At 66.3% G+C, this 19,633-nt stretch carries 18 protein-coding genes and 1 pseudogene; 11 read left to right on the forward strand and 8 right to left on the reverse strand.

The annotated features are described in order from the left end of the window. Window positions 1–20: 20 nt before the first annotated feature. From MHN84_RS03630 to MHN84_RS03645, 4 genes are all read left to right on the forward strand, one after another. Complete coding sequence (locus MHN84_RS03630; RefSeq protein ID WP_241203274.1) at window positions 21–731, forward strand: class I SAM-dependent methyltransferase; 711 nt, start codon at window positions 21–23, stop codon at window positions 729–731. Window positions 732–800: 69 nt separating this feature from the next. Beyond that, on the forward strand, window positions 801–1,097 hold the full coding sequence (locus MHN84_RS03635) for a hypothetical protein (protein WP_241203275.1): 297 nt from the start codon (window positions 801–803) through the stop codon (window positions 1,095–1,097). Between the two features lie 68 nt (window positions 1,098–1,165). Beyond that, window positions 1,166–2,584, forward strand: coding sequence for a sugar porter family MFS transporter (locus MHN84_RS03640; RefSeq protein WP_241203276.1), 1,419 nt, complete (start codon window positions 1,166–1,168; stop codon window positions 2,582–2,584). 19 nt (window positions 2,585–2,603) lie between these two features. After that, complete coding sequence (locus MHN84_RS03645; protein ID WP_241203277.1) at window positions 2,604–3,242, forward strand: VOC family protein; 639 nt, start codon at window positions 2,604–2,606, stop codon at window positions 3,240–3,242. On the opposite strand, the gene MHN84_RS03650 is transcribed toward MHN84_RS03645, so the two are convergent. After that, window positions 3,243–4,403 (reverse strand): aromatic ring-hydroxylating dioxygenase subunit alpha, encoded by a 1,161-nt coding sequence (locus MHN84_RS03650; protein WP_241203278.1) that lies wholly within the window; start codon window positions 4,401–4,403, stop codon window positions 3,243–3,245. A 70-nt stretch (window positions 4,404–4,473) separates the two neighbouring features. On the opposite strand from MHN84_RS03650, the gene MHN84_RS03655 reads away from it, so the two are divergent. Both MHN84_RS03655 and rnhA read left to right on the forward strand, forming a co-directional pair. Then, complete coding sequence (locus tag MHN84_RS03655; RefSeq protein ID WP_241203279.1) at window positions 4,474–5,088, forward strand: TetR/AcrR family transcriptional regulator; 615 nt, start codon at window positions 4,474–4,476, stop codon at window positions 5,086–5,088. A 50-nt stretch (window positions 5,089–5,138) separates the two neighbouring features. Then, on the forward strand, window positions 5,139–5,612 hold the full coding sequence (gene rnhA / locus MHN84_RS03660; protein ID WP_241203280.1) for a ribonuclease HI: 474 nt from the start codon (window positions 5,139–5,141) through the stop codon (window positions 5,610–5,612). A gap of 6 nt (window positions 5,613–5,618) precedes the next feature. Here rnhA and MHN84_RS03665 read toward each other — a convergent pair whose 3' ends face one another. Next, a complete protein-coding gene (locus MHN84_RS03665; protein WP_241203281.1) occupies window positions 5,619–7,064 on the reverse strand; it encodes an HNH endonuclease signature motif containing protein in 1,446 nt (481 codons plus the stop codon). A 150-nt stretch (window positions 7,065–7,214) separates the two neighbouring features. On the opposite strand from MHN84_RS03665, the pseudogene MHN84_RS03670 reads away from it, so the two are divergent. After that, window positions 7,215–7,424 (forward strand): annotated as a pseudogene (locus tag MHN84_RS03670) (DDE-type integrase/transposase/recombinase); the annotation flags it as partial. A 54-nt stretch (window positions 7,425–7,478) separates the two neighbouring features. Here the strand turns inward: MHN84_RS03670 and MHN84_RS03675 are convergent. From MHN84_RS03675 to MHN84_RS03700, 6 genes are all read right to left on the reverse strand, one after another. Next, window positions 7,479–9,782, reverse strand: coding sequence for an ATP-dependent DNA ligase (locus MHN84_RS03675; RefSeq protein ID WP_241203282.1), 2,304 nt, complete (start codon window positions 9,780–9,782; stop codon window positions 7,479–7,481). Window positions 9,783–9,889: 107 nt separating this feature from the next. Next, window positions 9,890–10,972: an ABC transporter ATP-binding protein gene (locus MHN84_RS03680; protein WP_241203283.1), complete on the reverse strand. Its 1,083-nt coding sequence runs from the start codon at window positions 10,970–10,972 to the stop codon at window positions 9,890–9,892. A gap of 35 nt (window positions 10,973–11,007) precedes the next feature. Then, window positions 11,008–11,892, reverse strand: coding sequence for a carbohydrate ABC transporter permease (locus MHN84_RS03685; protein WP_374238307.1), 885 nt, complete (start codon window positions 11,890–11,892; stop codon window positions 11,008–11,010). A 2-nt stretch (window positions 11,893–11,894) separates the two neighbouring features. Then, complete coding sequence (locus tag MHN84_RS03690) at window positions 11,895–12,866, reverse strand: carbohydrate ABC transporter permease (protein ID WP_241203285.1); 972 nt, start codon at window positions 12,864–12,866, stop codon at window positions 11,895–11,897. Next, entirely contained in the window at window positions 12,863–14,230 is a 1,368-nt protein-coding gene (locus MHN84_RS03695; RefSeq protein ID WP_255729932.1) for a sugar ABC transporter substrate-binding protein, read from the reverse strand. Before MHN84_RS03695 ends, MHN84_RS03690 begins: the two co-directional genes overlap by 4 nt. Before the next feature lie 35 nt (window positions 14,231–14,265). Then, window positions 14,266–15,291, reverse strand: a complete 1,026-nt coding sequence (locus MHN84_RS03700; RefSeq protein ID WP_374238308.1) for a sugar-binding transcriptional regulator — start codon at window positions 15,289–15,291, stop codon at window positions 14,266–14,268. A 186-nt stretch (window positions 15,292–15,477) separates the two neighbouring features. Here MHN84_RS03700 and MHN84_RS03705 point away from each other — a divergent pair, with 186 nt between their 5' ends. Genes MHN84_RS03705 through MHN84_RS03720 form a run of 4 tightly spaced genes read left to right on the forward strand, consistent with a single transcriptional unit; the run spans window position 15,478 to window position 19,626 of the window. Beyond that, window positions 15,478–16,893: a mannitol dehydrogenase family protein gene (locus tag MHN84_RS03705; RefSeq protein ID WP_241203287.1), complete on the forward strand. Its 1,416-nt coding sequence runs from the start codon at window positions 15,478–15,480 to the stop codon at window positions 16,891–16,893. After that, entirely contained in the window at window positions 16,890–17,846 is a 957-nt protein-coding gene (locus MHN84_RS03710; protein WP_241203288.1) for a PfkB family carbohydrate kinase, read from the forward strand. Before MHN84_RS03705 ends, MHN84_RS03710 begins: the two co-directional genes overlap by 4 nt. Window positions 17,847–17,855: 9 nt before the next feature. Further along, on the forward strand, window positions 17,856–18,779 hold the full coding sequence (locus tag MHN84_RS03715; RefSeq protein ID WP_241203289.1) for a Ku protein: 924 nt from the start codon (window positions 17,856–17,858) through the stop codon (window positions 18,777–18,779). Window positions 18,780–18,834: 55 nt separating this feature from the next. Beyond that, window positions 18,835–19,626 carry an SDR family oxidoreductase gene (locus MHN84_RS03720; protein WP_241203290.1) on the forward strand — a complete coding sequence of 264 codons (792 nt, stop codon included), beginning with the start codon at window positions 18,835–18,837 and terminating at the stop codon, window positions 19,624–19,626. Window positions 19,627–19,633: the final 7 nt, after the last annotated feature.

Raw genomic sequence — 19,633 nt, forward strand, 5'->3', positions numbered from 1 at the left:
GGATCGGTAGAGTTCGACCGATGACACGCGGTGCCTACGACGTTCCCGACGCCTTCGATGCCGGCGCCGACGCCTACGACGGTCTGGTCGGCTCGAACCCGGGTTATCACGAGCACCTCCGACTGTCGGCGCAGCGCATGCAGCTCCCCGACCAGGGACGCGGGCTGCGGCTGCTCGACATCGGCTGCGGCACCGGGGCGTCCACGGCCGCGCTACTGGAGGCCGCACCGCACGCGGAGATCATCGGCGTCGACGGGTCGGCCGGAATGCTGGAGCAGGCCCGGGCCAAGCAGTGGCCGGACTCCGTACGCTTCGTGCACAGCCGCGCCGAGGGTCTCGCCGAGGCGGGGGTCACCGGACCGTTCGACGGCATCCTGGCGGCCTATCTGGTGCGTAACCTCACCGACCCCGATCCGGTGCTGCAGACCCTGCGCGGACTGCTGGCCCCCGGCGGCGTGTTCGCCGCGCACGAGTACTCGGTGCGTGATTCCGCCGTCGCCCGGGTGACGTGGAATTTGGTGTGCGCCGCGATCATCATTCCGGCGGGCAAGATCCGGTCGGGTGACGCCGGGCTCTACCGCTACCTGCGCACCAGTGTCAACGACTTCGACGGCGCCTCCGCTTTCCGGGAACGACTGAAGCGCAATGGTTTTGTCGATGTGCGCAGCCTGACGGTGTCGGGGTGGCAGCGCGACATCGTGCACACGTTCCTGGCCAACGCCCCCCGCTGAGGACATCGCCGCGCTCACTTCCCATGGTGTGACGGGATTAACACTGCCGAGGTTGGGGCACACACCGGCATGGCGTTCAAACTCACGTATTCGGATGGGCAGGAATCCACGCACGACGACGACACCGTCTGGGAACTCGACGACGGTGTGCTGAAGCTGGGCCGCGAGAAAGACAAGTGGTCGGTGCTGTTGTCGCCGAGTCACTGGGCAGTCCTCGAACTGGTCTCCTCGTCGTCGGACTCCGACAACAAAGATTCCGACAACAAGGACTCCGACAAGGACTCCGACGACAAGGATTCCGACGACGCGGACGACAAATCCGAGAAGGATGGCGACGACAAGAAGTCCGACAAGGACGACGACTAGTCCCACACCTGTTGTGCGGCAGCAGCGTTCGCTGCTGCCGCACACTGTCGCGGCCAAGGAGGCCTCCGATGAGTTCGCATCACACCGCTGCGTCGGATCACGACCGGGCCACCGCACCGGGCCAGTTGACCGGCGCGGCGATCATCGTGGCCCTGGTGTCCGCTGTGTCGGGCATGTTGTACGGCTACGACACCGGCATCATCTCCGGGGCGCTGCTGCAGATCACGGAGGATTTCGGGATCGAGGAGTCGTGGAAGCAGGTGATCGCGGCGAGCATCCTGCTCGGCGCCGTGATCGGCGCTCTGACCTGTAGCTACCTGTCGGAGAAGCGGGGCCGCAAGGGCACGCTGGTGATGCTCGCGGTGGTGTTCGTCGTCGGCGCGCTGTGGTGTGCCATCGCGCCGAATCCGCTGATCCTCTCCCTGGGTCGATTGGTCCTCGGCTTCGCGGTCGGTGGTGCAACGCAGACGGCGCCGATGTACGTGGCCGAACTGGCGCCGCCGAAGTATCGCGGCCGGCTGGTGCTGTGCTTCCAGATCGCGATCGGGGTCGGCATCGTCATCGCGACGATCGTCGGTGCCACCGAACACATTCCCTGGCGATGGTCGATCGGTGCCGCCGCCGTCCCGGCCGCGGTCATGCTCGTGCTGTTGATGCGGCTGCCCGAGAGCCCTCGCTGGCTGGTGAAAAACGATCGGGGCGACGACGCCCGAGACGTGCTCGAAGGAGTGCGGCCGTCGGGCTACGACGTCGACGGAGAGCTCGCGGAGATGGCCGAGCTGACCCGCAAGGAGCAGACCGCGAAGACCAAGGGGTGGCCGGGCCTGCGTGCGGCGTGGGTCCGTCCGGCGCTCGTTCTCGGTTGCGGCATAGCGATTTTCACGCAGCTCAGCGGCATCGAGATGATCATCTACTACTCGCCGACCATCCTGACCGACAACGGTTTCTCGGATTCGGTGGCGCTCCAGGTGTCCGTCGCGCTCGGGGTCAGCTATCTGGTGGCGCAGCTGGTCGGGCTGTCGATCATCGACAGGGTGGGCAGGCGCAGACTCACGCTGATCATGATCCCGGGTGCCGCCCTGAGCCTGTTCGTGCTCGGCGCACTGTTCGTCACCGGCAACAGCGGCCGGGAATCGGTGCCGTTCATCATCGCGTGCCTGGTCGTGTTCATGCTGTTCAACGCCGGCGGGTTGCAGCTGATGGGGTGGTTGACGGGTTCGGAAACCTATCCCCTCGCGGTGCGGCCCGCCGGAACCGCGGTGCAGTCCGCGGCCCTGTGGGGAACCAACCTGCTCATCACGCTGACGCTGCTGACGCTGATCAGCGGGATCGGCGTGGGCCCGGCGATGTGGCTCTACGGGTTGTTCAACGTGGCGGCGTGGTTGTTCGTGTACTTCCGCATGCCCGACCTGACGGGTCGGAGCCTGGAGGACATCGAGGACAAGCTGCGCGACGGCAGGTTCCGTCCCGCCGACTTCGCGCGCTGATCTGACACACTCGGCGGTCATGCGCATCGACACTCTCGTGGTCGCCGATCCCCCGTCGGCGTGGACCGACGCCGGCTTCACGGTCGACTCCGGCGAGACGTGTCACATCGGCGGGGTCGGCATCGACCTGGTCGGACGGGACAGCGGCTCCGGCATCGTCGGGTGGTCGCTCGGCGAGCTACCACGTCATGCAGGCCACGACGTGGACGGCATCCCGACAACGAGATCGCATACCGCCGTGCCGGTGCCTGTGTCCACCGTCCACCGCAACGGTGTCACGGCGATCGACCACGTCGTGCTGATGTCACCCGATCTCGACCGCACTGTCAGCGCGCTCAGTGACCTCGGTGCCCTTCCGCGGCGGGAACGCGACGCCTGGGTGGGCGAGCGGGCGGTCCGACAGATCTTCTACCGCTTCGGCGCGACGATCGTCGAAGTGGTCGGCTCACCGACAACATCGAACCCGGGCCCGTCGACGCTGTGGGGCATCACCTTCGAGGTCACCGACATCGACGAGGCGGCCCGGTTCTTCGGCGATCGCACCTCGACGGTCAAGGCTGCGGTGCAGCCCGGTCGGAGGATCACCACGCTGCGCCATCACGAACTGGGCCTGTCCGTGCGCACGGCGCTCATCTCGGCGCGCCCGCCCCGTACGTGATCAGGACAGCGCGATACCCAACTCGTCGGCGAACACCTTGATCATGTGCTGAACGGCGATCTCGTTGCGGCCGATGATCATGTGGTCGTGCTGACCGCGGCGCACCCCCTCGCCGCATTGCGGCAGCATTGCGAAATCCTCGTCGCGCACCGCGGCGTGCACACTGTCGTAGACGGCGTCGTACGTCGCACGCATGTCGTCGTTCTGGGCGGGGACACGTGCCATCCAGCTGTGCCGAACAGTGCAGCGGGTGGGCTCCCCGGCGGGCAGGATGTCGATGATCTCCACTCCGACCGGGCTGTTGGCGAGGATGAGGTTCGGGTAGATCCAGTAGATGACACCCATGTTCGTCGACGGGTCTCGCGGTGCGGAGGCGTCGGAGTCGAGGTTGGTGATCCAGGTGAACGGGAATCCGATGCGATGGTGCCGACCGAACTCGTCGTAGATCGCGGTGTTGGCCAGCGTGTTCTGTCCGATCACGCTCTGCCCGTGCACGAATGGGAAGTGATAACCCTCGGCGAAGGCCTCCAGCGCACCCTTCCACGAGACACCTGAGGTGAACTCGCGATCTGCGTGGTAACCATAGGACTCGTAGCTCCACCGCTCGAGATCCGTTGCCACGGTTCCGAGATGAGCATCCAGGTCCATCGTCGCGTCGGCGGACAGGACAGCCCAGATGAAGCCATACCGTTCCTCGGAGGGCAGCTCGACGAGGCCGTAGTCCTTCAGGTTCATCGAGTCGAAGCCGGCGCGCCCGGGCACCATGAACAATTCACCGGTGTTCTTGTAGGTCCAGGCGTGATAGGGGCAGACGAACCGTGATGCGTTGCCGGAACCGCAGGCCGGCATGGCGCCACGGTGCCGACAGTAGTTCAGCAGCACGCGGCTGGTCCCCTGCCTGTCCCGGGTGACCAGGAGCGAATCGCCGAGTACCGAACGGACCACGTAGTCGTTGCTGTTCGGCAGTTGCGCTGACGGCACGATCGCCAGCGGCACCCGGCGCAGGATCTGCGACTCTTCGACGTCAGTGGTCTTCGGGTCGCGGTAATAGTGCAGCGGCACCCGTAATTCGCGATCGGCCATGTCGGTGGTACCGGCGACCGCGTGCGCGAGCGCCCGTTCGGTCAACGCCTCGTCATCGCAGGAGGTGGAAGCAACCATGGGCCTGACCATACATCTATCGTCAAGTGTATTGTCAATGGTCGACGCCACGACGTGCGACGATCGCTGCATGCGTAGGCACGGATGGTCGGGAGACATCCCCCGCGACGACGACGAGGCGGCGCGCCGGATCCTCGACGCCGCCCGCGAGGCGATCGACGGCGGCCGACCCGCGACGGTCTCGTCCGTGGCGCAGACGCTGGGCATCACCCGGCAGACCGTGTATCGCTACTTCCCCACCCAGGAGGCACTGCTCGCCGCCACGGCCCTGTCCTCGATCGACGCCTTCCTCGACCAGCTCACCGCCAAGCTCGGCGACATCAGCGACCCCACACAGGCTGTTGTCGAGGGCATCGCCTACACCCTCGAGCAACTCTCGCACGACCGGTACCTGCGCTTGGTCGTCGAACCCGGGAAGGCATCCGCGTTCACCGCGGGCGTGACATCCGATGTCGCGATCGGTTTCGGCCGATCGATCCTGGAACGCTTCGACATTGACTGGCGTGCAGCTGGTTTCGACGGTGCACAGCTCGACGGTCTCGTGGAGTTCATGCTGCGGACGCTGCAGTCGTTCATCATCGACCCCGGCGGGCCGGGCCGCCACGGCGAGGGGTTGCGGCAGTATCTGCACGACTGGATCGCCCCGGCCATCCGCGCGCGGGCGGCGACGACGTCGGCGCGGTGACGCGGCGAGTCATCGGGCGCACCGGCGGGCCCGTTGCCTATCCTCTGCGCATGCAGGTCGAGACTTCCGGTGACGTCGTGGTGATCCACACCGACGGCGGCTGCCGACCGAATCCCGGACCGGGCGGCTGGGGTGCGGTGTTGCGCCAGCGCCAGCACGTGCGCGAGATGTGCGGCGGCGAGTCCGGCGTCACGAGCAACAACCGCATGGAGCTGATGGCCCCCATCATGGCGCTCGAGGCGTTGACCCGGCCCGTGGTCGTACACCTCTACACCGACAGCACCTACGTACGCAACGGCATCACGAAGTGGGTGCACGGCTGGGAACGCAACGGCTGGCTCACGGCCGCCAAGCAGCCGGTGAAGAACGTCGACCTGTGGCAGCGTCTCCAAAAGGCTTGTGCGCGACACGATGTCGAGTGGTTCTGGGTGAAGGGCCACTCCGGCATCGACGACAACGAACTGGCCGATGTGCTTGCCACCCGCGGCATGGCCGAGGCGATCGCGGCAGGCGTCGCGATCTAGCGGCATTCACGCGACCCGGTTGTCCGGTGGTGCGGGTCCGCCGGGTTCTGATGGGTCGGCCGATTCCTGGGTGGGCTCCTCGTCGTCGGGTGGTCGGAGGAGGCGTTCGGGGGTGTGGTGGGTGTTGATGCGGGTTTGGCCGGTGTCGAGGTTCGGCGGTGGGGTCCATTCGACGTCGTGGCGGGTGTTCATCGTGGTGGTCCAGCCACCGTCTTTCACCGAGCGATTGTCGGGTGGGCAGGCCAAGCCGAGGTCGTCGATGTTGGTGAGCCCACCATCAGCCCAATCTTGGGTGACGTGGTGGACCTGGCAGCCGTAGGCGCCGACGGGGCAGCCGGGTTTGGTGCAGCCTCCGTCGCGGGCGATCAGCATGATCCGCTGCGCCGCCGACGCCACCCTGCGGGTGCGGAACAGGTCCAGCGCCGATCCGGTGGCCCGGTCGAACACCGCCAAATAATGCGAGGCGTGCGCACCCGTGCGGATCACGTCCTTGATAGGCAGCCGAGTACCGCCACCCGTCGTCCCGATCCCGGCCCGGGATTCCAAGTCTTGCAGCGTGGTCCGCACGATCACCGTCACCGGTAACCCGTTCAATTGGCCCAACTCGCCACTCATCAGGGCGATCCGTCCGACCGCGACCAGCGCATCGTGCTGGCGCTGGGCCAGGCTGCGATGATCACCGTCGATCTGCGCCTGGGTCGGCGTCCCCGACGTGCACGGCTCGTCATCGTCGGGGTTACACATACCGGGGGCGGCGTATTTCGCGAAGATCGCCTCCCATATCGCCGCCGCCTCCGGGGTCAGATCGGCCCGCCACGCGGTCATCCCGTCCCGACCCTGCCGCCCCTTCGTCAGCGAGCGTTTCCGGGTGCGTTCGGTGTCGTCGGGTTCGGGGCCGTCCTGGTCGAGGAGAAACAGTTCCAGTTCTGCGGCGTCGTGGGTGGCTTTGGGCCCGGCGCCGGTGGCGATGCGCACTACATCAGCTTCGAACTGCTCCCGCGTGGTCACGTCGCAGAACCCGGGCAGCTTGTCGACGACCTTGCGGATGATCTCCACATGCTCCGGCGTGATCCGGCCCTGCGCCTGCGCGGAGGCGGTCTCCGCGAGCACCGGCGGTAACGGTGTCCCGGTGAGCGACTGGCGGGGAGCCAGCAGCGCGGCCTCTGTCAGGCGACGGTGCGCTTCGGAGCCGCTGATCCGGTATCGGATCGCCAGCACGTCGCGCCAGTTCTTGGCCCCCATCTGCACCGCAGACGTCTCCTCCTGCAACCGCGCCAGGGCGCGATGTCCGGCGGCCGGCAATCGGCAGGACGCGGATTGCAGCTCATCGAGCAGTTCCACGACGTCCGCGGCGGTGGATAGGTTCAGATCGGCGGCGAGCACGGCATCGACCCCGGCCCGCAACTGCGCCACCGCCTCCGCCACACCCACCGACATACTTCGAACATACATTCGACCACCGACAAGTTGACTGACTCAAACTTTCTGGCAGGGTCGCCGGAGAATGATGGTGACACGTCCAGAGGGACTGTCAGATGTCCAGATCGCGGAAGATGAAAGTCAGCAGCCTGGTGGCGATTTGTCTATCCCGCGCCGAATGCACGCTGGCAGTTAGACGCCACCGGCTACGTCCTCACCGGCTGCCGCCAGTGCGTCATCTTCCAGCTCATCGATGATCACTCCCGCTACGCGGTCGCCTCCCATGTCGTCTGGAGTGAAACCGCCGAGGCCGCGATCGCCGTGTTCGACAAGGCTGTTCGCCGTCATGGCGTACCCCAACGACTGCTGACCGATGACGGGATCGCGCTCAACCTGTGATGCCTCAGGACATCGGTGACACCCTGTCGTCACGGTGGGCATCACCGACTACTCCCACACCACCTCGTCAGGCCTTTTGTCCGGTCGCAACCCACGCCAACTCGGTTGTCGCAGGCGCCCGTCCGACGTCCTCTCGCTGTAGCGAACCTCGCCCACCAACTCCGGCCGCACGAATGTCACCCCCTTCGCGTCGGGTCCGGTCAGTCGAGCGGTGAAGGGTGACTCGTCGGTGTGCAACGGCTCCAGCATCCCCTTGAGCGACGCCAGATCCTTGTCCGTGAACCCTGTGCCGACGCGTCCGACGAAGTGCAGGCCATTGGTCGGATCGTCTGGGTCGGGCACCCCGAGCAGCAGCGCACCGATTCCACTGGTGCGACCCTCCCCCGCGCGCCATCCTCCGATGACGACTTCCTGTGTGCGCCAGAGCTTGTCCTTGATCCACGATTTCGATCGCCGGCCCGGCTGATATGTCGAGTCCCACTTCTTGGCGACCACACCCTCGTAGCGACTCTTCTCGACGTGGGCCAGCGCCTCGGCGCCGTCACCCTCCAGCAGGTCCGGGACGATGGGCGCCCCGCCGCGCGCCAGCGTCTCGAGCAGCTTGCGCCGGTCGCGATACTTCGCCCGCAGCAGTGAGCGCCCGTCCAGCGCGAGGATGTCGAACGCCCAGAACTCGACGTTGGTGTCGCGGGTGCGGTGCTGCATCGCTTGAAAACTCGGCACACCGTCGGCGTCCAGGGCCACGATCTCCCCGTCGAGGATCACGTGGTGGTCGGCGAGATCAGCTGCCAGTGACTGCAATTGGGGGAACTCACGGGTGACATCCCGACCGCTTCGCGACGTCAGCGTCAGCGTGCCGTGGTCGGCGTCGACCAGCAGCCGGTAGCCGTCCCATTTGCCTTCGAACGCCCACACCGCCGATGTCAGGTGAGCCACGGACCCGTGCGTGGCGAGCATCGGCGACATGTCCTCCGGTGTGAAGGTGTGCTGCTCCTTCATCCGATGCGCCAACCAGTTCTTGCCGTCCGTCTGGATCAGCGCGTACCGACCCGTGATCTTCGACCCGTGCAGGGTGACGATCACCTCGCCTTTGCGGCCCTCGATGGGCTTCTCGCCGTCGACCCCGGGATCGAGGAACTTCTCTGTCTCGTACGTGCCGGAGTCCCACACGATGACCTTGCCGCCGCCGTACTCGCCGGCTGGGATCTCACCTTCGAATGTCGCGTATTCGAGCGGGTGATCCTCGGTGTGCACGGCGAGGTGGTTCACCGACGGTGTCTCGGGAAGGTTCTTCGGTACGGCCCACGACACCAGAACACCGTCGCGCTCGAGTCGGAAGTCGTAGTGGAGCCTGCGCGCGTGGTGCTCCTGGATCACGAAGGTGTCGTTGGCGCCGCGGACCGGCGACGCCGCCGGCACCGGTTCAGGGGTCTTGCCGGGATCGCGCATCCGCCGATACGTGCTGAGCCCGTCGGCGACGGGAGCATCGGCGTCCAGAGCGTGGAGCAGATCGCCGTCGCGTTCGACGCGTTCGAGGACCTCGTCGAAACGCAGGTGCCTCACGTCGGGATCCTCGAGCTCTTCCCAGGTTCGTGGTGCCGCAACAGTCGGTTCGGCGCGTCCGCGCATCGAATACGGCGAGATCGTGGTCTTGGCGCCGTTGTTCTGGCTCCAATCCAGGAACACCCGGCCTGCTCGCAGACTCTTGGTCATCGTCGCGGTGACCAGCCCCGACATCGACTTCTCGAGTTGCTGCGCAACACGTTTGGCGAGAACCGATGCCCCACGCGAGCTGACCGGCTCGGTGAGCGGCACGTACAGGTGCACACCCTTGCTGCCGCTGGTGACGGGATAGGTGCGGAGCCCGATTCCCGTCATCAGCTCGCGGACCGCGAATGCGACCTCCGCGATTTGCGGCATGGTCACACCCTCGCCGGGATCCAGATCGAACACCACCCGCGTCGCAGGCCCCGGTTCCCCCGCTCCGCCCTCGTTCCCGCCGGTGTCGAACCGCCATTGCGGAACGTGCACCTCCAGCGCGGCCTGCTGAGCGATCCACGCCAGCCCCTCGCGGGAGTCGATGATCGGGTAGGTCGTGCTACCCGACCTGTGATGAATCGTGGCCCGATGCAACCAATCCGGCGCCGACGACGCGAGCTGCTTCTCGAAGAAGTCCGCCGCGTCGACGCCGTTGGGCCACCGTTTTCGGGTGACCGGACGGCCCGCGATGTGCGGCAACATGAACTCCGCGATCGCGACGTAGTACTCGAACACGTCGGCCTTCGTGGTGCCGGTCGCCGGGTAGAGCACCTTGTCGGGGTTCGTCAATCGAACCCGCTCGTATCGCTCCACCCGGCCAGTATCCCGCGGCACCCCGAGACGGGGCGAGGAACCAGTCGTCAGCTCGTGCACCCGCTGGGCGTGACAGCGCCGATCCCCCGTCGGATGGCGCCTGCACGTCAGTTCAGCCGTTCACCCGACTTCGGGTGGAACAGGTGCACCGCTGCGTCGTCCCGGATGCGCAGCGTCGCCGTCGCGGCGAGCTTGGGCGCGGTGCGCGGGTTACAGCGGGCGACGAGTTCGACCCCGGAGCCGGCGTGGGTGTAGACGTACGCTTCGCTGCCGAGGTCCTCGACGAGGTCCACCACGACCTCCACGCCGTCACCGTCGTCGGAGAGCTCGAGCTGCTCGGGCCGGATGCCGAAGGTGACCTCCAACAGGCCCGCGTCCGAGATCTTCGTCAGATCGCCGCGCTCCAGCGGCAGCACGGAGTCACCGATCTTGACGCCGTCGGACGCGACGGGCAGCGTCACCAGATTCATCGCGGGCGAGCCGATGAAGCCGGCGACGAATGCGTTGGCGGGCCGGTCGTACAGCTCGTTGGGCGAGGCGAATTGCTGCAGCTTGCCGAATCGCAGCACGGCGACTCGGTCACCCATGGTCATCGCCTCGACCTGGTCGTGCGTGACGTACACGGTGGTGGTGCCCAGACGCCGTTGCAGTGCCGCGATCTGTGTGCGTGTCTGCACGCGCAGCTTGGCGTCGAGGTTCGACAGCGGCTCGTCCATGCAGAACACCTGCGGCTCGCGGACGATCGCGCGGCCCATCGCGACGCGCTGACGCTGACCGCCGGACAGCTTGGCCGGCTTGCGATCCAGGAACTCGGTGAGGTCGAGGATCTTGGCGGCCTCCTCGACTTTGCGGCGCCGCTCGTCGGCCGGAACGCCACGCAGTTTGAGCGCGAATCCCATGTTCTCGGCGACGGTTTTGTTGGGGTACAGCGCGTAGTTCTGGAACACCATCGCGATGTCGCGATCCTTGGACGGCACGCCGACCATGTCTTTCCCGCCGATCCGGATGTGGCCCTCGTCGATGTCCTCGAGGCCCGCCAGCATCCGAAGCGCGGTGCTCTTACCCGACCCGGACGGGCCGACGAGCACGACGAACTCGCCGTCGGCGATCTCGAGGTCGAGTGAGTCCACGGCCAGCTTGTCGGAGCCGGCGTAGATGCAGGACGCGTTCTCGTAGGTGATCGATGCCATGTGAAACTCCTTGCTCTGTCTGAGGTCTGGGTGGATTACTTGATCGCGCCGAACGAGAGGCCGCGCACCAGCTTGTTCTGCGCGAACCATCCGCAGAGGATCACGGGGAGGGCGGCCATGGTCGCGGCCGCGGACAGCACGGCCCAGTACTGCCCCTGCCCGGCGATGAAGCCGACCAGGTACACCGGCATGGTCTGCGCGTTCACGGCCGTGAGATTCACCGCGAAGAAGAACTCGTTCCAGGCGAAGATGATGCAGATCAACGCCGTCGCCGCGATGCCGGGTGAAACCAGCGGGAGAATCACCTCGCGCACCGAACGCCACAGGCTCGCCCCGTCGAGGCTGGCTGCCTCGAGTAACTCACCGGGCACCTCGAGGAAGAACGAGCGCATCATCCACACCGCGATCGGCAGGTTCATCGCCGTGTACATGATGATGAGGGCCCAGATGTTGTCCAGTAGACCGATGTTCGAGACGATCACGTAGAGCGGCAGGATCACCGCGACAACCGGGAGCATCTTGGTGCTCATGAAGAAGAACAGCGCGTCCTGCGTCTTGCGGACCGGCCGCAGCGACAGCGCGAACGCCGCCGGGACGCCCAGCAGCAGCACCAGGATCGTCGAGATTCCGGTCGCGAACACCGAATTCAGCATCGCCGGCCCGATCCCCTGACCGAAGACGGCCTTGAACTGATCGAGCGTGGGTGTGAAGAAGAAGGTCGGCGGATTCGTCGCCGCCTGCCCCTCGGACTTGAACGCTGTCAGGACCATCCACAGCACCGGGAAGAAGAAGCCGAGACCGGCGACCCACGCCACCAGGCCCCACACGTCGAACGTGCGGCCTTTCTTCTTACTCGCCAACCGCGGAGCGTCTCCGGAATCGGTGTTTTCCGTAGTGTCAACCATATTCGCCGTGCTCATGGCTACGCCGCCTCTTCCTTGCCGGAGAACGATTTGAAGATCAATCGGAGTGCGAAGTTCGCGATGACGATCGTGAAGATCACCACCACCACGCCCATCGCGGCAGCCTGGCCCATGTCGAATCCCAGGAACGCGCGCTGGTAGATGTAGAACGGCAGGTTCGAGCTGGCCACCCCCGGTCCGCCCTGCGTCATCATGTAGATGGCGTCGAAGGTGTTGATCAGGTAGATCGCGCCCAACACCACGCCGAGTTCGATGAACCGCCGCAGGTGCGGCAGGGTCAGTTCGCGGAACAACTGGAAGCCCGTCGCGCCATCGACGCGGCCGGCCTCGAGCTGGTCGCGCGGCATCGACGTCAGGCCCGCGAGGATCAACAGCATCATGAACGGCGTCCATTGCCATATCAATTCGACCATGACCATGGTCAGCGGGAACTGGCCGATCCAGTCCACCGGCCCGATGCCGACCAGACCGAGGAACCAGTTCAGAATGCCGTTGTTCGGGTCGAGGATCGTCGTCTTCCAGATCAACGCCGCGGCGACGGGGGTGATCAGGAACGGGGTGATGAGCAGTGTGCGCACGACACTGCGACCGGGGAAGGCGCGATCCAGCAGCAGCGCGAACAGCAGACCAAGGAACGCCGAGATGATCACGACGCCCACGATCAGGACCACGGTGTTGACGGCCACCGACCAGAACTGACTGTCCTGGATGACGGCGAGGTAGTTGCCCAGGCCGACGAATCGGCTCGAACCGGGCCGCACCAGATTCCATGACAACGTGGAGTAGTACAGCGTGAGCACGAACGGGATCTGCGTGACGATGATCATGAAGATCAGGGCCGGCAGTAGCGGTCCCCGTCGACGCCAGCCCTCGGCTCGGCTGACGCCGGCGTTCTGGCCCTCCTTGATCTTGCGGACGCGTTCGGCGACGGCGTCATCCGTGGCCGAGGAGTTCTCAACGGTTGTGGTCATCCCTGCTGCTCCTGGTAATCACGGCCGACGACCTCGGCGTACTGCTGGGCTTGGGCGAGCGCGTCGTCCACCGACTTCTGCCCGGCGATCGCCGCGCTGATCTGTTGACTCACCCGAGTTCCGAGATCCTGGAACTCCGGGATCCGCACGAACTGCACGCCCTCGTACGGAACGGGTTGAACGGTGGGCTGTTCAGGATCGGCATTCTCGATCGACCGCAACGTGAGCGGACCATAGGATTTCGAGATCGCCTGGTACTGCGGTAGATCGGTGTAGGTCGAGGTGCGACTTCCGGGCGGGACACGAGCCCAGCCCAACTTCTCGCCCACGAGCTTGATGTAGTCCTTGCTCGTCATCCACGAGATGAACTTCCATGCGCCGTCGGGGTTCTTCGCGGCCTTCGGTATCGCCAGCGCCCAGGTGTAGAGCCAACCCGAATTCTCCTTCTTGACGATCGGCGCCGGCAGATAGCCGATCTGCCCCTGCAGTTCCGGGTAGGTCTTCGGATCCTCGAGGACCGACACCGCGGAGGTGGCGTCGTACCACATGGCGGTCTGGCCCTGGCCGAACAGGTTGGCGCACTCCTGGAATCCCGTCGATGAAGCACCGAGTTCACCGGCCTGGTTGATGAGGTCGACGTAGAACTTCACCGCCTCGGCGACCTCTGGACTGTCCAGCTGTGCGTTCCAGTTCTGGTCGAACCACCGGCCGCCGAAGGTGTTGATCACCGTGTCGAGTGGGGCGAGCACCTCACCCCAGCCGGGCTTGCCACGCAGGCAGATCCCGGCGTCCGAGACACCCTTGGCCTTGATGGTCTTGGCCCAGTCGGCCACCTCGGACCACTGGGGCTGGTAATTGGGATCCTGCGGAACCTGTATCCCCGCCTTGGCGAACATGTCCTTGCGGTACATCAGGAAGGACGACTCACCGTAGAACGGCACGGCGTACATGTCGCCCTGCTCGTTCGACAGTGACTTGCGCAGCGACGGGATGAAGTCCTGCTCGTCGTAACCGGGAGTGTTGCGTGCGTATTCGGACAAGTTCCGCAACCAGCCGTCCTTCGCCCACTCCGGCGTCTCGAAATTGGAGATCATCACCACGTCGAACTCGCTGCCGCCCATCGCCGTCGACATGGTGATCTTGGCGCGCGCCTGGTTCTCCGAGAGCGTGACGAACTTGAGCGTGATGCCCGGGTTCTCGGCCAGGAACTCCCGCGAGAGTTCCTGCGCGTCGGTCATCTGGGAGTTCGACACCAGCGCGATCGTCACCTCGTTGTCCGACGCACCGAGACTGCCCGCACCCGAGCAGCCCGCCGTCAGCGTCACACCCGTCGCCGCCGCGCATGCGGTGACCGCGCGCAGCAGTTTGGATAATCTTCGCCTCACCAGTTCCACCTCCACTATCCGTTGTTCAAAAGCCATCGGGCACAATCGATGTCGCAGACCAGCATCTTCGCCAGTCCGCCCCGCAACGCTGCGCGCGTGGCAATGTGTTTGGCCGCCCCGCTGGCGACCAGGATGGTCTTGGGGCATCTGCGGATGTCCTCGAGCGGCACGGACATCGAGCGCCGCGCGAGCTCGGTGACCACCGGGGTGCCGAACTCGTCGAAGAATCGGCCGCCGATCTCCCCGACGGCCCCGAGGGCGACGAGCTCGTCGAGCATGCGAACGTCGAGGAAGCTGGCCTCGAACAGGGTGGTCGACGTCGACGCCGCCCCGGTGCCGAACAGCATCGCGTCAGCGTGGCGGCCCGTCTCGAGCGTCCGCGAGATCACCGAGTCAGCGCTCATCGACGCGACCGTGGACCGATCGGCGTAGAGCGGCGCCGGCAAGCGGATGGCCTCGGCGCGGAGCGCATCGGCGCTGCGGCTGAGGATGAACTCCATGCCGGTCTGGTAGGCGGCCGTCGACATGGCGCCGTCCAGCTGCACCACGGTGCGGCAGCTGGCCCCACCCGGCACCAGCGCGCTCGCGACCGCGACCTGTTCCGGCCCCCAGGTGAAACCGAGGACGTCGTCGGCCGACAGTCGCCTCATGAGCAGAGCCGCGGCGGCGCGTCCGACGCTCGCGAACGCCGCAGGCCGGCCGGGTGCGCCGACGTCGATGCCGTGGCCGGTGACGACCGCCTCCGTCAGCCCGAACGTCGCTTCGAGCTCGCGTTCCTCGTCAGCATGCAGGCTGCCCTGCAGCGTGGCCGGCACCACCACCTCGATGCGGACGAGCCCCTTGGCCTTGGCTCGGGAGATCAGTCGTCCCGCGGTCGGCCGCGACACGCCAAGTCGGCCGGCGATCTGCGCCTGTGTGAGCCCGTCGAGGTAGTAGAGCGTCGCTGCGCGCAGGGCCAACCGCAGGTCATCGGCACCGACCGACGCGAGGTCGGGAAGATCGGCCTGAGCCGTCCGACCGTTCGACGTCGGGTTCGCCACGATGCCGCGCCGCCTTTCCCGCGTGAGCATTTGCTCACGGGTGCGAGTAGATGCTCATCACGCTAGCATCATGGATGTGACGTACACAACACTTGCCGACTTCAAACCCGTCCCCCGTCTCGGCCGCGGCGAGCCGGACCGCGACACGATCGGGGCGAGTAGCGTCGGGACTGTGGTGACCGTGTCATGAAACTCAATGCCGAGAATCAGCCGCGCATCCCGATCGACAAGCCGACCTACGACCGGGCCCACACCGGCGTCGGTATCGTGCATTTCGGCGTCGGCGGCTTCCACCGCGCGCATCAGGCCGCCTACGTCGACCGCCTCCTGAACGCCGGTCGGGCCGACGGGTGGGGCATCTGCGGCGTGGGCGTACTGCCCGCGGATCGCAGGATGGCCGACGTGATGGCCGCGCAGGACTGCCTGTACACCTTGCTGCTGGAGCACCCCGACGGGACCCGAGAGGCACGGGTCATCGGATCGATCGTCGACTACCGATACGCGCCCGACGATGCGGAGGGCGTCATCGAGCTGCTCGCCGCGCCGAGCACACGCATCATCTCGCTCACCATCACCGAGGGCGGTTACCAACTCGACGACCTGCCGGAGATCAACGTGTTCGGCCTCGTGACGGACGCACTGGCCCGCAGGCGCGAGCGCGGCGTGCCCTCCCCGACGATCGTCTCGTGCGACAACATCGAGGGCAACGGTGACGTCGCACGACGCGCGTTCACCGAGTACGCCGACTCCGTCCATCCGGGACTCTCGGACTGGATGGCCGAACACACCCGTTTTCCCAACTCCATGGTCGACCGCATCACACCTGTCACCACCCCCGCGGTGATCGACACGGTGGCAACCGAATTCGGTGTCGATGATCTATGGCCCGTGATCGCCGAGCCGTTCACCGCATGGGTGCTCGAGGACACGTTCTCCGACGGCCGGCCTCCGTGGGAGGACGCTGACGTCCTGCTGGTCGACGACGTCACCCCCTACGAGTTGATGAAGCTGCGGCTGCTCAACTCCGGTCACCAGACCCTGTGCTACTTCGCCTATCTGGCGGGCTACCGGCTGGTGCACGACGCCGCGGGCGATCCGCTGTTCGCCGAGTTGCTGCGGCGCTACTTCGCCGAGGCCGAGCCGACGCTGCCGCCGGTTCCCGGCATCGATCTCGCCGACTATCAACGCACCCTGATCGAGCGCTTCGCCAACCCGGGAGTGCGCGACACCATCGCCCGACTCTGTGCGTACTCCTCTGACCGGATTCCGCAGTGGCTTGTTCCCGTCATCGAGGCGAATCTGAAAGCCGATCGCAGCGTGAACATCTCGGCCGCGGTGGTCGCCAGTTGGGCGCGTTATGCCGAGGGAGTGGACGAGCAGGGCGAGCCGATCGCCATCGAGGACAACCGCGCCGCGACACTGGCACCGCTGGCCGAAGCCCAGAAAGACAACCCGACCGCGTTCATCGAGAACACAGCTCTCTTCCGTGATCTCGCACGGCAGCCTCGCTTCGTCGAGGCCTATCGCGAGTCGCTCGAGTCGCTGCACCGCGTCGGCGCGCGCGCCACGCTGGAGGTGCTCCTGAACGGTGATGCGCAGTGAGCAGACAACGAGCACTCGTGATCGGTGAAGCGCTGATCGACATCGTGATTCGCGACGGCGACATCACCGGTGAGCACGTCGGCGGAAGCCCGTTGAACGTGGCCGCCGGGCTGGGCCGGCTCGGTCGAGGCGTCGACTTCCTCACCCACATCGGCGAGGACGAGCACGGCCGTCGCATCGCCGAGCACCTGCACTCCTCCGGCGTCGAGCTGGTGACCGGCAGCAGCACGGCCGACCGCACGCCGACCGCACGGGCGATACTGGATGAGCACGGCGGAGCCACTTACGAATTCGACATCGCCTGGCAGCTGAGCGGAATCCCCGAGGTACCCCCGCCTCTGGTGGCGCACACGGGTTCGATTGCCGCGGTGCTGGAACCGGGATGTCGCGCGGTGGCTGCGCTGCTCGACACCTATCACCCGTCGGCGACGGTGACCTTCGACCCCAACGTCCGGCCGTCGCTGATCGACGACGCTGACGCCGCCCGCAACCGCATCGACCGTCTGATCGAGCGCAGCGACATCGTCAAGGTCAGCGACGAAGACCTGGCCTGGTACGACAAGGAGCATTCCCCGGAGGAGATCGCGCGCACGTGGCTCGACCTCGGGCCGGCCGTCGTCGTCGTGACGCTGGGCGAGCGGGGCGCGCACGGGGTCGTCGCGGGGGGCAGCGTCGACGTCGCGGCACCGGCGGTCGACGTGGTCGACACGGTGGGTGCGGGAGATTCGTTCATGGCAGGGCTCATCGACGCGCTCTGGGACATGAACCTGCTGGGCGCCGAACGCCGGCGCGACCTGGGCCGACTCTCCGAGTCAGCGCTGGCCCGCGCCCTGGAGACCGCCGCGCTGTCGTCGGCGCTCACCGTTTCCCGCGCGGGCGCCGACCTCCCCGATCGGGCGACCCGCGACGCGGCCGCGGCCAGGTCCGGCCCGCATGCGGGTCGACCCGGCTAGCCTGGGGTGATGCGGTCCATCTGGAAGGGTTCGATCGCCTTCGGGCTGGTCAATGTCCCCGTCAAGGTCTACAGCGCCACCGAGGACCACGACATCAAGTTCCATCAGGTGCATGCCAAGGACAACGGGCGGATTCGGTACAAGCGCGTGTGCGAGGTGGACGGGGAGGTCGTCGAGTACCGCGACATCGCCAAGGCCTACGAGTCCGAGGACGGCCAGACGGTCATCATCACCGACGACGACATCGCCACCCTGCCGGAGGAACGCAGCCGCGAGATCGAGGTGCTCGAGTTCGTGCCCGCCGGCGACCTCGACCCCCTGATGTACGACCGGAGCTACTTCCTGGAACCCGACGGAAAATCGTCCAAATCGTATGTGCTGCTTGCCAAGACGTTGGCAGAGACCGACCGTGTGGCGATCGTGAACTTCGCGCTGCGCAACAAGACACGACTGGCCGCACTGAGGGTCAAGGACTTCAGCAAGCGTGACGTGATGATGATCCACACCCTGCTGTGGCCCGACGAGATCCGCGATCCCGACTTCCCGGTGCTGGACAAGGATGTCGAGATCAAGCCGGCGGAGCTCAAGATGGCCAGCCAGGTGGTCGATTCCATGACCGACGACTTCAATCCCGACCGCTACCACGACGACTACCAGGAGCAGCTGCACGAGCTGATCCAGGCCAAGCTCGAGGGCGGCGAGGCTTTCACCACCGAGGAGCAACCCACCGAGCTCGACGAATCCGAGGACGTCTCGGATCTGCTGGCCAAGCTCGAGGCGAGCGTCAAGGCGCGCAAGGAGCAAAGCTCCGGGAAAGACGAGCCCGCCAAGAAGGCGCCCGCGAAGAAGGCCGCCAAGAAGGCCCCGGCCAAACAGGCCGCGAAAAAAGCTCCGGCCAAGAAGGCTGCGAAGAAGGCCGCCGCGAAGAAGTAGAACGTGTTCCAGAAATAGCCCACGGGACGGCGGCGCGCTTGCTAGCGTCACGGCCGTGATCCTGGACAGATTCCGGCTCGACGATCAGGTGGCCGTGGTGACGGGCGCGGGCCGCGGCCTCGGCGCGGCGATGGCCGTCGCCTTCGCAGAAGCGGGCGCTGACGTGCTGATCTCCGCGCGAACGCAGTCCCAGTTGGAGGAGGTCGCCGAGCAGGTTGCCGCAACGGGCCGGCGCGCGCACGTCGTGGTCGCCGACCTCGCCCACGCCGAGGACACCGCGGCGCTGGCAGCCCAGGCGGTCGAGGCGTTCGGCAGACTAGACATCGTCGTCAACAACGTCGGCGGGACCATGCCGAACGCGCTGCTGAACACATCCACCAAGGACCTGCGCGACGCCTTCGCCTTCAACGTCGCCACCGCCCATGCGCTCACGCTCGCCGCGGCGCCGCTGATGCTCGAGCACTCCGGCGGCGGCAGCATCATCAACATCACCTCGACGATGGCGCGGGTCGCCGGACGCGGCTTCGCGGCCTATGGCACCGCGAAGGCCGCGCTGGCGCACTACACCCGCCTCTCGGCGCTCGACCTCGCTCCGCGCATTCGCGTCAACGCGATCGCGCCGGGCTCGATCCTCACCTCCGCGCTCGACATCGTGGCGAGCAACGAGGAGTTGCGCACACCGATGGAGAAGGCCACACCGATGCGCAGGCTCGGCGATCCCCTCGACATCGCCGCGGCCGCGGTCTATCTCGCCTCCCCGGCAGGCGCCTATCTCACCGGCAAGACCCTCGAGGTCGACGGTGGCATCACGTACCCGAACCTCGAACTGCCCATCCCCGATCTGTGAAGGACAC

It is taken from the genome of Mycobacterium sp. PSTR-4-N (assembly GCF_022348085.1).
Lineage (GTDB): Bacteria > Actinomycetota > Actinomycetes > Mycobacteriales > Mycobacteriaceae > Mycobacterium.

Coding starts and splice junctions, on each gene's coding strand:
- MHN84_RS03630 (WP_241203274.1), top strand. CDS start 21: ATGACACGCGGTGCCTACGACGTTCCCGACGCCTTCGATGCCGGCGCC.
- MHN84_RS03635 (WP_241203275.1), top strand. CDS start 801: ATGGCGTTCAAACTCACGTATTCGGATGGGCAGGAATCCACGCACGAC.
- MHN84_RS03640 (WP_241203276.1), top strand. CDS start 1,166: ATGAGTTCGCATCACACCGCTGCGTCGGATCACGACCGGGCCACCGCA.
- MHN84_RS03645 (WP_241203277.1), top strand. CDS start 2,604: ATGCGCATCGACACTCTCGTGGTCGCCGATCCCCCGTCGGCGTGGACC.
- MHN84_RS03650 (WP_241203278.1), bottom strand. CDS start 4,403: ATGGTTGCTTCCACCTCCTGCGATGACGAGGCGTTGACCGAACGGGCG.
- MHN84_RS03655 (WP_241203279.1), top strand. CDS start 4,474: ATGCGTAGGCACGGATGGTCGGGAGACATCCCCCGCGACGACGACGAG.
- rnhA (WP_241203280.1), top strand. CDS start 5,139: ATGCAGGTCGAGACTTCCGGTGACGTCGTGGTGATCCACACCGACGGC.
- MHN84_RS03665 (WP_241203281.1), bottom strand. CDS start 7,064: ATGTATGTTCGAAGTATGTCGGTGGGTGTGGCGGAGGCGGTGGCGCAG.
- MHN84_RS03680 (WP_241203283.1), bottom strand. CDS start 10,972: ATGGCATCGATCACCTACGAGAACGCGTCCTGCATCTACGCCGGCTCC.
- MHN84_RS03685 (WP_374238307.1), bottom strand. CDS start 11,892: ATGAGCACGGCGAATATGGTTGACACTACGGAAAACACCGATTCCGGA.
- MHN84_RS03690 (WP_241203285.1), bottom strand. CDS start 12,866: ATGACCACAACCGTTGAGAACTCCTCGGCCACGGATGACGCCGTCGCC.
- MHN84_RS03705 (WP_241203287.1), top strand. CDS start 15,478: ATGAAACTCAATGCCGAGAATCAGCCGCGCATCCCGATCGACAAGCCG.
- MHN84_RS03715 (WP_241203289.1), top strand. CDS start 17,856: ATGCGGTCCATCTGGAAGGGTTCGATCGCCTTCGGGCTGGTCAATGTC.